Origin of the sequence: Sharpea porci (assembly GCF_009695655.1) — a bacterium.
Classification (GTDB): Bacteria; Bacillota_I; Bacilli_A; order Erysipelotrichales; family Coprobacillaceae; genus Sharpea; species Sharpea porci.
Map to the genome: position 1 here is coordinate 1 of NZ_VUNM01000017.1, position 12516 is coordinate 12516.

At 36.2% G+C, this 12516-nt stretch carries 7 protein-coding genes; all 7 read right to left on the reverse strand.

Going from position 1 to position 12516, the window contains the following annotated elements:
* On the reverse strand, positions 1-302 hold a 302-nt coding region (locus FYJ79_RS07815; protein ID WP_195837042.1), incomplete at its 3' end, for a helix-turn-helix domain-containing protein.
* A 593-nt stretch (positions 303-895) separates the two neighbouring features.
* On the reverse strand, positions 896-4324 hold the full coding sequence (mfd, locus tag FYJ79_RS07820) for a transcription-repair coupling factor (protein ID WP_154516456.1): 3429 nt from the start codon (positions 4322-4324) through the stop codon (positions 896-898).
* 4 nt (positions 4325-4328) lie between these two features.
* Positions 4329-4889, reverse strand: a complete 561-nt coding sequence (gene pth, locus FYJ79_RS07825; RefSeq protein WP_154516459.1) for an aminoacyl-tRNA hydrolase — start codon at positions 4887-4889, stop codon at positions 4329-4331.
* A 7-nt stretch (positions 4890-4896) separates the two neighbouring features.
* A complete protein-coding gene (gene pulA / locus FYJ79_RS07830) occupies positions 4897-6984 on the reverse strand; it encodes a type I pullulanase (protein WP_154516462.1) in 2088 nt (695 codons plus the stop codon).
* 95 nt (positions 6985-7079) lie between these two features.
* The gene (locus FYJ79_RS07835; protein WP_154516465.1) at positions 7080-7343 is read right to left on the reverse strand and encodes a DUF1292 domain-containing protein; all 264 of its coding nucleotides are present in this window, start codon (positions 7341-7343) and stop codon (positions 7080-7082) included.
* Positions 7343-9742, reverse strand: coding sequence for a glycogen/starch/alpha-glucan phosphorylase (locus tag FYJ79_RS07840; protein ID WP_154516468.1), 2400 nt, complete (start codon positions 9740-9742; stop codon positions 7343-7345). Before FYJ79_RS07840 ends, FYJ79_RS07835 begins: the two co-directional genes overlap by 1 nt.
* A gap of 25 nt (positions 9743-9767) precedes the next feature.
* The gene (glgB, locus tag FYJ79_RS07845; protein WP_154516471.1) at positions 9768-11912 is read right to left on the reverse strand and encodes a 1,4-alpha-glucan branching protein GlgB; all 2145 of its coding nucleotides are present in this window, start codon (positions 11910-11912) and stop codon (positions 9768-9770) included.
* Positions 11913-12516 lie beyond the last annotated feature (604 nt).

Below are 12516 nucleotides of genomic sequence, written 5' to 3' on the forward strand. Positions count from 1 at the left end.
CTCCAACTATAAATACTTGTCCTTGAATATCCGTATTCTTCTGATATTGATTTTATGTCTTCTCCTTCTTCAAAGCAACGGTGAAGTATTTCAAGTTTTGTTTCCAGCGATGGATGAATCCTATGGTTTGGTGAATTAGTAAAACTATATTCCTTGTGTTTCTTTTCAATATTTCGATTTTTTATCCAAGTATACATATTCTGCCTGCTTGGATATCCAAGATTATGTATTACCTTAGCAATCGATCCTGTCTCATCATACAATTGAAGTGCTTTCTTTTTCTCTTCCTCAGTAAATGACATTTTTATTCCTCCCCGTCATTCCGGGTCCAAGAATTTGTCCGCACCCCCCTAGGCTCAATTTATAGACCTAAGATACATTTGAAATAATAATAGACAAAATCTACACCAAAACTTAATGCAAAAGAATAAACAGAAAATTTCTTTTTCGACAACCATTTAGAAATATCTTTCAATTTTGATTTATATAATTTGTATCCTTACAACCTATAATATTTATCAATATAATTATAGCAATTATAAGCTTGGCACCTTTTATAAAATAATCCTCCTTTCAAACAGACAGAAAGCGCTTTCTTTCAATGGTAGTGTACCATACTGTTTTAAATATTGTCAATTATTATATAAAGTACTCTTCATCACTTGATAAAGTCATAATTAATACTACAAACAATCTACAATAGAGACTGCTGAAAATTACATTTTTACGAAGAATAAATTTATAAATTCATTGTTGAGTCTCCTATAACTATTAAGGAAGAATGGTGAAAAGCAGAAATTATGCATACACAAAAACTGGGGAATCAAATGATTCCCCACAGTTTAAAACAATTTTATATTCTCATTTGGACCTTATAATTACGTAAAGATCTTTTTTACGCATGCATAGTCAGTACTGTCTGTAAGAATGATGTGGCTTGATTGATATAATCAGGAGCACTCTTGACATAAAGAGAGATTTCTTTATCAGCATATTTGAATTGTGGTTTTGTAAAGAGCTTGTTGGCAATTTCAAAGAGCTTTTCACCATCAGTATGTTCTGAGAATTCCTGAGTGAAACGCATTGTAAGGCCCTTTGGATCTTCTTTGACTTCATCAATATTCTTGTTGTGACAAAGGATTTCAAAACGACGCTTCACAACAATATTCTCAACTTCATGTGGCAGTTTGCCATAGAGATCGACAAGTTCTTTTTCTACCGCATTAAGCTCAGTCATCTTATTCGCATGATAGACTCTTTGATAGAGTTCAAGTTTTTCCATATCACTTTCGACATAGTCTTCAGGAATATAGCCATTAACCTTGATATTCTTAACTGGCACAACATCGCTTTCTTCATCTTTCTTGCCTTGTTTTTCTTTAATTGCATCCTGCAAGATCTTCATATACATATCGAAACCAACTGTATCAATAAAGCCAGCCTGTTCTCCACCTAAGATATCACCAGCCCCACGGATGGATAAGTCTCGCATAGCAATCTTATAACCAGAACCAAGCTGAGTGAAGTCTTTAATGGCTTTAAGACGCTTTGTAGCTTCTTCATTGAGCTGTCTGTTTTTACGATAAAGTAAATAGGCATAGGCTAAGCGTTCTGAACGGCCAACACGTCCTTTAATCTGATAGAGCTGAGCTAAGCCAAAGCGATCTGCATCTTCAACAATGATGGTATTCGCATTAGGAATATCAATACCTGTTTCAATAATTGTTGTACAGACGAGAATATCATAATGATGTTCCACAAAGTCATTCATAACATCTTCAAGCTCTTCTTTTTTCATTTGTCCATGACCAATACCTATTCTAGCATTTGGCAACATGTTTTGAATCATCGCAGCCGTCTCCATAATATTCTCTGTACGATTATGAAGATAGAAGACCTGTCCCCCACGGGCTAATTCACGTTCAATGACTTGTCTGACTAATGGTGGATTCATTTCAGCCACATATGTCTGCACTGGCAGTCTATTCATTGGTGGTGTTTCAATCTGACTAAGACCACGCACACCCATTAAGCTCATTTGCAGTGTTCGAGGAATTGGCGTAGCAGTCAGTGTAAGCACATCAATTGTCTTACGATATTCTTTGATTTTCTCTTTCTGGCGTACACCAAAACGCTGTTCTTCATCAATACAAAGTAAGCCTAAATCCTTATAGACAACATCCTTTGAAAGCAAACGGTGTGTTCCTACAATAAGATCCACTTTACCTTCTTTAAGTTCTTTCAGAATGGCTTTTTTCTCTTTCGTTGTTGTAAAACGATTCAATAAACGTATTTCAACAGGGAAATTCTCAAATCGCTTGCTCATTGTATGATAGTGTTGTTGCGAAAGAATTGTCGTTGGGCATAAAAATGCACATTGTTTGCCACTTAAGATAGCTTTCATACAAGCACGTAAAGCCACTTCCGTCTTACCAAAGCCAACATCACCACAAAGTAATCGGTCCATTGGACGTGGTTTCTCCATGTCCGCCTTAATTTCATCAACGGAACGCTGCTGGTCAGGTGTTAAGCTATAGCCAAACTGTTCTTCAAATTCGAGCTGCATCGCGCTATCTGGTTCAAAGGCAAAACCTGGCTGTTTCATTCTTTCGGCATATAGAGCGATTAAATCATCAGCTAAGCCATCGACTTTCTGTCTAACACGGGCTTTTTCCTTTTGCCACTTTGTGCTATTGAGTTCGTTAATTCTAGGAACTTTACCATCTTTTGATGAATATTTTCTAATAAGCTGGAAGTTTTCAACAGGAACATAGAGGACATCATTTCCCTTATAGGCAATATAAAGATAGTCCTTATGCACACCACCTACTTCAAGAGTCTTAATACCCATATACTGACCAATACCATTAACATCATGAACAACATAGTCACCAATATTCAATTCATTATAGTCTTTTATAATTGTGGCATTTTTATATTTAATATAGCGCTTCTTATGCGTTGCACTCTTAAAGAGTTCGTTTGAAGTTAATACAGCAACTCTCTCATCGACAAACTCCATACCTTCAGGCAAGTTTGCAAGACAGATATTAATACCTTCATATATTTGATCATCAACAGAGACAAGCGTATATTTCATTCCTAATTCATCAAACATATTCACCATGCTGTCAACATGGTGCTTTTCACTTAAGGCTAAAAGGACTTTATCATAAGTCAGATAGTCTTTAAGCTGGGAGATGAAGGTCTTGGAATTCACTAAGGAAATCTGAACTGGTCGGGCATTAAATAGAACCTGGTTTTCTTTGCTTTTAAAGCTGATTAAGTCGATCTGATGCTTCTTCAGCAACGCTACAACATCATGATAGAGCTTAAGCCCTTTAACCATTTCACCGATTTCTTCAAGTTCATGGAAATAGTAGAAAGACTCTTCGGCAAAGCGTTTATATTGATTGTTGATGCCTTCATAGCTAGCTGTGATAAGAAGACAATCCGGTGCATAATCCAACAAGGAACCTGTTGAGCTAAAAAGTGAAAGATACTGGTAGCTACGTGGACTGAATTCACGAGCATAAAGCGATTGAATATCCATTTCAATATTCTCATCAAGCTCTTCTTTCTGTTCGCCTTCAAGCGAACTTTTGGCCTTTAGAGCTTTGATAGCCTCAACAACCTGATCAACTTCTTCATTGCGATAAAGCATATCTGTAGCCGGTAATATTTCTACTTCTTTGACATTATCACTACGTCTTTGTGTATCTTTGTCATAGAAGGAAATGGTATCAATTTCATCATCAAAGAATTCAATACGAATTGGTGATTCATATTGAATAGAATAGACATCAATAACACCCCCACGCTTACTCATATAGAATGGTGTATCAACACGCTGTGTGACCTGATAGCCCATAGATATCAGCTGTTTTCTTAGCATACTAGGTTCAATGACCTGTCCGACATGTAAGGCGAGCTTGTTTTCTTTAAACACTTCGGGAGAGCTGACATAGCGAATAACAGAATGTGTATGTGCAACAACAATAACAGGTTTATTCTCACATAAAGCATTTAATGCATTCACACGCTCACCAAGCAATTCATAAGAATAAGCAACAGCTTCAACACGCAATGATTCATCACTTGGAAAATAAACGACATCATTAATCATATTCTGCAAGCTTGTATAAAGCTGCATAGCCTGATATTGTGATTCTTTGACAATAATCATTGTCCGTGGCTGAAGCAAAAAAGCACTAGCGATGAGATAAGCCTCATCACTAGCTTCATTTGTGACAATTTGACCTTTGCCCTTAAGTATTGTCTTAACGGCAGGGTTATTTTTTAATATTTCTACAATTTTTTCCATTTCATCACCCATTATACTGATTCATGACTTTATTCATATCATCCGTCTCAATCCAGCATACAATAGCATCTACTGCCTTATCAATACCGGGCAATAAGAGCTGCATTTCAGGTATCGAGAAGTGTCCGAGTACCCAATCTACAGTATCATAATGCTTCATCTTATCAATGCCCACACGGATACGTTTAAATTCCTGTGTATGCATATGGGCAATCAGACTCTTGATGCCATTATGACCACCTGCTGAACCTTTCAGGCGAATACGTAATTTTCCTGTCGGCATATCCATGTCATCATAAACAACCATGACATCATCGCTATCCACCTTGAAATATTTCATCACCTGACTAACTGATAGACCTGATTCATTCATATAAGTTTGAGGTTTCAAGAGAATGATGTCTTCTCCTTGATATTTCAACTTCGTATAAAGGCCATCAAATTTCTTATTATCAACGGATACATTAAGTCTTTTTGCTAGAGCATCAATAACCATGAATCCAGTATTATGTCTTGTTTGATCATACTTCTTTCCTGGATTACCTAATCCAACAATTAATTTCATACTATCCTCATCTTGCACAAATCACCATTGATACACCTGTAACAGTCATATGATGATTGACAATTCTTTCATTTTCCATACAATAGAGCACTTTATAATCATCATCAATTTCTACATCAATCTTGTCATAAGAAGGATTGAAATAAATACGGAAATCACGATATTCCCCTTCATCCTGCCATAAATGATATTCAATCATACGATGATTAAGATTATTGATTTCAAGATGTGCACGCATATCATCATAATCAAACATTCTAAAGCACTTATTATTCTTTCTTAATTTAATAAACAAAGCAACATCCTCTGTTACTTCAATATAGCGATCACGACGGCCCCAGTCTAACTGGTTCACCATGTCACCGGCATTATAGGAATTATTATTGCCCTGCTTCGTATCAAAGAATTCCTGACCAGCATGCAAGAAAGGAATACCCTGGGCAAATATCGTCATGCCAACCCCCATAAGACAACGTCTTTCCTTACAAAGATCATTTTCTTCGACATTAGAAACATTAATCTTATCATACATTGTCGCATTATCATGACATTCAATATAATTAAGATTCTGTTCAATCGAATAGAACTTCTGATAATCTGCCATACAAATAATCGCTTCATTTGTCTTATAGGTATCTCCAGATACATATCCCTTTGTTTCAATCTGGTTATTGCCACGAAGTGTGTCTCTAAAATGATCATTAAAGAAACCTACCCCAGGTGTCTGGTGATTGTTTTCAATTGTTGTGCGTTCATTTTCGGGTATGGCTGTACCCATATTCCAGCCTTCACCATAAAGCATGAAGCTAGGGTCAATCTTCTTACCTTGAGCTAGAATCATGTTGACAGTTTCTATATCTACAATCCCCATCAAGTCCATTCTAAAGCCATCAGCACCATATAATACTTGCCAGCGTTTTAAAGTATCAAGAATATATTTACGACACATTCTGCCTTTACTATTCAAGTCATTGCCACACCATGAACCATTGGAGAGATTGCCATTTTCATCCCTTCTAAAGAAATAATAGGGACATGTCTTTTCCAATGTATTCTTATTGACATCATGCATATGATTATAAACGACATCAATGATAACACGCATACGATGACGATGAAGATTATCAATCATTTCCTGGCATTCACGGATACGGCGATAACCATCATTTGGCAATGTGACATAGCTGCCTTCAGTGACATTATACTGGGCTGGATCATAACCCCAGTTATAGAGATCATAAGGGTGATCTTCATCAACAGTCGCAAAGTCATTAATTGGCATAAGCTGAACATGTGTCACGCCAAGCTTTTCGAGATAGTCAACACCAGTTGAATAGCCCATAACCGTCTTATTGCCTGTTTCTGAAAAAGCAAGGAACTTCCCTTTATGGCGCAATCCACCATATCCATCCATTGAGAAATCACGTACCCCAACTTCATAGATGATGGCATCGGTATAATGTTCTACTGGCTTTAAAGAATATTTCTTTGGCTTTACTTTATTGAGATCAATAACAACGGATGAAGCCATATTGGCTGTTGAGGCATAGGCATAGGGATCACAGCTTTCTACTGAATCCTCATTCATCTTTATTTCATATAGATATTGCCAGTTATCTAAGTCCTTAAAGACTTTCGCACTATAGACCCCCTTATCTTCTCTTTTCATTGGGAAAAAGAGTGTTGTCCCATTACGAAAGACTTTCAATGTTACTTCTGTAGAGAGTGGTGACCAGACCTTAAATGTCGTTACCCCAGGTGTATAGTGGGCTCCTAAATCATCCCCATCATAATAAAAGAGTTCATCAAACTCTTTTGTCAAAGCAATAGGTGAGAAGTCCACATAACAAGTCAGTCCATAAGCATCAGAAATGACATAACTTCTTCCAAGGATTACGGATGCATGAAGCAAATAGGTATTAAAGCCATTTTCTTCCTCACCCATGTCACCATGAAGCAGCTTTTGTTCGGTAGTAAGTGTATCTTTTATATAAAACTTTGGTGAAATTCCATTGTAGTAACCTTTAGAAAGGTAGACCTTAACGACATCAAAGGCAATCGCCTCGGCATACATTCTAATTGATTGTCTCTGCATTCAAAAACGCCCCTTTCACATTTTTCTATTCTAACATAATTTATTTAAGATACAACATGAATGCATGAAAAGACCTGCTTGGCAGGTCTTTTCAATTAAATGTCTTGATTACTAAGCAAGGCGTCAAGTACTTCTGTAACACGTTCGTACTCTTCATCTGTTTCAATTTCTTCAAGTTCATCTTCTGGTGTATCTGGATCGCGATAGAATACAAATACATTGACATCATCTTCACCATCATCACCAAATAACATATATTCACGTCCTGTTTCTTCATCAGTATAAGAGAAAATCAAACTTACTTCTTTCTCTGCACCTGATTCATCAACTATCGTGATAGGTTCATTTGTGAAATCCATTACTTATTTGCTACCCTTTCTAAGTGCCAAATATCTTTAACATAGTCTTCGATTGTACGATCACTTGAGAAATAGCCACTCATAGCGATATTCATAATGCACATCTTAGCCCAGTTTTCGCGATCTTGATAGAGCGCATTAATCTTTTCCTGTGCCTTGACATAGCTATCGAAGTCTGCCAAGAGATAATATTCATCATTATGACTCATTAATTCATCAAAGATAAGTTTAAATTCTTCACGACTTGATGCAAATGTACCATCAGTTAAAGAATCAACAACCTTCTTGATTCTAAAGTCATTATTATAGTAATCCCAAGCATGATAACTATTATCAGCTTTAAGCTTATTAATATCTTCAACCTTCATACCAAAGATCACACAGTTTTCATCACCAACACGTTCTGCAATTTCAACATTGGCACCATCCAATGTACCAAGTGTAATTGCACCATTCATCATGAATTTCATATTAGAAGTACCTGATGCTTCTTTACCGGCTGTGGAAATCTGTTCAGAGACATCAGCAGCAGGAATAATATGTTCGGCAATTGTAACACCATAGTTTTCAATGAAGACAACCTTGAGATACTGGTTTGTCACTGGATCATTGTTGACAACATCGGCTACTGCATTGATGAGCTTAATAACTTTCTTTGCAAAGTAGTATGATGGTGCTGCCTTAGCCCCAAAGATATATGTATGTGGATAGATTCTGAAACTTGGATCTTCCTTCATGCGCTGATATAAGTAAATTACATGCATAATATTTAATAACTGACGCTTATAAGCATGTAATCTCTTAACCTGAATATCAAAGATCGAATTAACATCTACTTCAATACCATTATGTTCCTTAATATATCTTGCTAGATCTTCTTTACGCTGATATTTCACATTGAGGAACTTTGAGCGAATAATGGAATCATCCGCAAACTTCTTAAGTTTTTCTAAATCATCAGGATGTTTAATCCAGCTATCGCCAATTGCTTCATGTAATAAATCAGATAACTGTGGATTACAATAAGCTAACCAACGACGATGTGTAACACCGTTAGTCTTGTTGTTGAACTTACCTGGGAAAATGCGATCGAAGTCCTGCATTTCACGATTCTTTAAGATATCTGTATGAAGTGCAGCAACACCATTAACTGAGAATGAACCAGCAATCGCAAGTCTTGCCATATGAACCTGACCATCACGTAAGATCATGACACGATTTAATAATTGTTCATCACCATTTGAAGCAATCTTTACATAACCGATGAAACGACGATGAATTTCTTCGATAATCTGATAAATACGTGGTAAAAGATTCTTCATCATTTCAATAGGCCATTTTTCTAAGGCTTCAGCTAAGATAGTATGGTTTGTATAAGCGCAAGTATGAGTAACAATTTCCCATGCTTCATCCCATTCAAATTCATAATCATCAATCAAGATTCTCATTAATTCCGGAATAACAAGAACTGGATGTGTATCATTTAACTGAATGACATTCTTTTGGGCAAAATTATGTAAATCTGGATAAACTCTTAAGTGTGCACGCACAATAGAATTCAAGCCTGCAGCAACAAAGAAATATTGTTGTTTAAGACGTAACATCTTACCAGCTGGTGTTGAATCATCTGGATAAAGTGTCTGTGTGATATCATTGACTTCCTGAGTATACTGACGGAAATCTTTATTTCTTGGGATGTCATCAGCTGGTTCTGACTTCCAAAGTCTTAATGTATTCGTTACTTTTGTATCTGCACCAACAATTGGGACATCATATGGGACTGCACGTACTAATTCCGCATCAACATGTTCCCATTTCTGTTTTTCACCATTCCATACAACGTGACCAAAGAATTTAACATCACACTGATGCTTTGGTTTACGTACTTCCCAGGCATTACCAAGTCTTAACCACTGATCTGGTACTTCTACCTGATAGCCATCTTCAATCTTCTGCTCAAAGAAGCCATATGTATAACGAATAGTATGTCCAAAAGCAGGATAAGATAATGAAGCAAGTGAGTCCATAAAACATGCGGCAAGACGGCCTAAACCACCATTACCTAAACCAGCATCTGATTCAAGTTCTTCAAGTTCATGGATATTAATGCCATAGTCAGCTAACCCTTCCTTAGCAATATCATAAATACCAAGGTTCATCATATTATTGACTAATAAACGGCCCATCAAGAATTCCATAGAAAAATAATGAACCTGTTTTTGTTCATGTTTTTGGACACTCATCTTAGTCATAGCCCAGTTAACTGAGGCATAATCACGAACCATGTTTTCAAGAATCATGAACTTTTCAGTAATATGAGATTCTTCTACTGTACGACCATATGTTTCAATGATTCTTTTTGAGAACTCATACTTAAATTCTTCTTTTGTTTTAAACATCTAGTACTTTTCCCCCAAATTTAAGTTAATTTGTCGATTTTTTTGTTGTCTTACTTGCTTTTTTTACAGCCTTGTCTGCAGCCTTCTTTGTGGCAGTTCTCTTTGCAGGGGCCCCCTTAGTAGACTTCTTCACTGTATCACTTTTTGTTTTGGCTTGCACATCTTTTTTAACAGTTGTTTTCTTTTCTGTTGCTTTTTTAGCCTTAGTTTCTGCTTTAGCCTTAGCTTCAGCTTCTTTTCTAGCCTTTTCTTCTGCTTCTTTCTTTGCTTTGGCCTCAGCTTCTGCTTTTGCCTTACGTAAGCCATTTAATGTTTCATCACCATGATATTCAAATACACAAGAAGCAAATGGTGCTAATTTGACTGTAATATAGTTTTCTTCATTAAGCACTTTGCCCTTCTTTGAGCGAATAGCACGGCTATTAATATAGTTAGAACCTGTATATTCACTTGCATCTGTATTCAAGACTTCCTTATAGCTACCTGCAAATGGTACAGGGACAGTATATTCTTCATGTTGATTACCAATGAAATTACCAACAAAGACTAAGCATCCTCCATCTGGATTCATTCTCGCATAGGCAAAGACTGACTGACTATTATCATCAACAACTAACCACTTAAATGAGTCAGGATTATAATCATCATAGAAAGCATCATGTGTCGTATAGAGTTTATTTAAATCTCTAAAGAATTTATTGAAACTATCATGTTGTGGGAATTTCAAAATATCCCAGCCTAGAGCCTTTCTTTCATCCCATTCTTTATATTCAGCTAATTCATTACCCATGAAATTAAGCTTCTTACCTGGATGAGTGAACATATATGTATAAAGTGATTTAACCTGGGCAAACTTCTGATCATTATCGCCCCACATCTTATCAAGAATAGTACCCTTTGAATGAACAACTTCATCATGGGAGAATGGTAAAATAAAGTTTTCTGTATAGAAATACATCATTGAGAAAGTGAGTAAGTTATGATCATACTGACGATAAACTGGATCTTCTTTGAAATATCTCAATGTGTCATTCATCCAGCCCATATCCCACTTATAGTCAAAGCCAACACCACCATCAGCCACACTCTTAGTGACATATGGGAAGTCTGTTGAATCTTCGGCAATCATCATGACAGCTGGGAATTTCTCTGCCATATTACTGTTGAGGCGCTTCAAGAATTCAATGGCACCATCATTCTGACCGATGAATTTATTTCCCTTCCAGTAAAGCATATTGCTGACAGCATCAAAACGGAATCCATCAACATGATAAATATCAGCCCAGAAATCAACTGCTGACATTAAGAACGAACGTACTTCTTCCTTCCCACAATCAAAATAAACAGAATCCCATTCAGAATATCTTCTATTAATATCATCATATTCATAAACACAGCCACCATCAAACATATGTAAGCCATGCCCATCTTTCACAAAGTGAGCCAAAACCATATCCATAATGATACCAAGGCCTGCTTCATGAGCCGCATCAATAAAGGCCATTAACTGTTTTGGATGTCCATAACGACTTGTTGCTGAGAAATAACCTGTTGCCTGATAACCCCATGATCCATCAAATGGGAATTCATTCAATGGCATAAGTTCAAGATGGGTAAAACCGTGATCAACTGCATAAGGAATAATTTGGTCAATAAGTTCTTCATATGAATAGAATTCACCATCTTCTGTATCTGTAAATTCTTTCTTAAGTTTCCAGCTACCTAAATTAGCTTCATAGATAGAAAGTGGTTTATGGAAATTCTTGTCACGATTCTTCATCCATTTCTTATCCATCCATTCATAACCAGCTAAATCAAAGTATTTACTACCAGTTCCTGGTCTCATTTCACTAAAGAAAGCATATGGGTCAGCCTTATCAATAAGTGCCCCAGATGATGTTTCAATACGATATTTATAAACCTGGTATTCCTGTACATTAGGAATGAATTTTGTGAAAATACCACCATCAGTATATCTTTCCATATAATCTAGTTTACCATCCCAAAGGTTGAAATCCCCGACAACCTGGACGCTTCTTGCATGTGGCGCATATACAGTAAAACGCACACCCTTCTCCCCATTATATTCTTCAGGATGTGCACCAAACACCTTATATGCTTCCATACATTTTCCTTCATGGAATAATTGAATTAAAAAGTTATCTAACATAAAAATGTAACTCCTTTCATTTACCTTCATTATACATGATACATGTAAATATTCCATGTCTTTTCGATATCTCATAAAAATATTATAGTGATTCTTAAACAACAATAATTCATTCCTTTTCCTATCAAATTCAAAACATTTTAATATTATTATGTCATCATCATATATTCTCTAAGTATTACTTCAAAATGCATTGATCTTTCAACATTCAAACAATAATACAACAGTAAAAAGAGTCGCAAGATAATGGATTTGGATATATATTAATCATGTTCGTTGGAGCATGATTAGTGGATACTTTTTTCTGGGATAGGTAGGCACGCATCATTTTTTTTGCTTCCTTTACTTTTACATTGCCTCTTCAATATTCTTCCACTATTCATCACACTGTAAAGTGTAAGCCTTAATTCCTAACATCATATCCTAAACTGAAATTTAAATTTTCTATTCTAGGTTTCTTAAAATGAAATCTTCGTGATATTGACTTATGCTGCATGTTTCGCTATACTCTTCTCGAGAACGCTATCTAAAGCAAAGCGAAAGGACAGGAGTTGCGGCTCCTGTCCTTTCTAGCTTTTAACGAGGCCTAGCTCGAGCGATTTTT